This window comes from Mesorhizobium sp. M7A.T.Ca.US.000.02.2.1, assembly GCF_003996995.1.
Classification (GTDB): domain Bacteria; phylum Pseudomonadota; class Alphaproteobacteria; order Rhizobiales; family Rhizobiaceae; genus Mesorhizobium.
The window spans coordinates 1-514 of sequence record NZ_RZTT01000877.1 but is presented as its reverse complement, the minus strand read 5'-3'; the positions used below and the strand labels follow the sequence as shown (position 1 = coordinate 514).

Annotated in this window: 1 protein-coding gene; it reads right to left on the bottom strand. The window is 63.4% G+C overall.

Features of this window, described 5'->3' with window-relative positions:
- On the bottom strand, positions 1-331 hold a 331-nt coding region (locus EOD15_RS35245), incomplete at its 3' end, for a 3-deoxy-7-phosphoheptulonate synthase (RefSeq protein WP_148129850.1).
- Between the last annotated feature and the right edge of the window lie 183 nt (positions 332-514).

The window sequence follows — 514 nt, the reverse complement described above, 5'->3', positions numbered from 1 at the left end:
GGCCGGCAACGCGGCCAACCTTCACCACCGGCTGCGCGCCGGCGAAGGTGAGCACCACGGACATCTGCAGGAAGACGCGGAAGAAATCGCGGATGTTGTCCGCGCCATGCTCGGCGAAGCTCTCGGCGCAATCGCCGCCCTGGAGAAGGAATGCGTCACCGGCGGCGACAGAAGCGAGCTGCTTCTTCAGCTTGCGCGCCTCACCGGCAAAAACCAGCGGCGGAAAGGTTGCGAGCTGGGCCTCCGTGTTCTTCAGCGCGGCAAGGTCCGGATAGGCAGGAACCTGCTTGATCGGCTTTGCTCTCCACGAATTCGGCGACCATTTCGTCATCGCTGCACCCAACGCTCTTTCCGGCAAGCACCCTCGCCTGCCATTTCCCGCCCCTATATGGGATGGCGGCTCCATACACGAAGCCGATTTCCTATTCTAGACCGGAATTCAAGCGCTGGCGAATGGCCTGGGCCGGCTACGCCGCCTTCTCCACCAGCCGCGCCAACTGGGTCATGACGACCG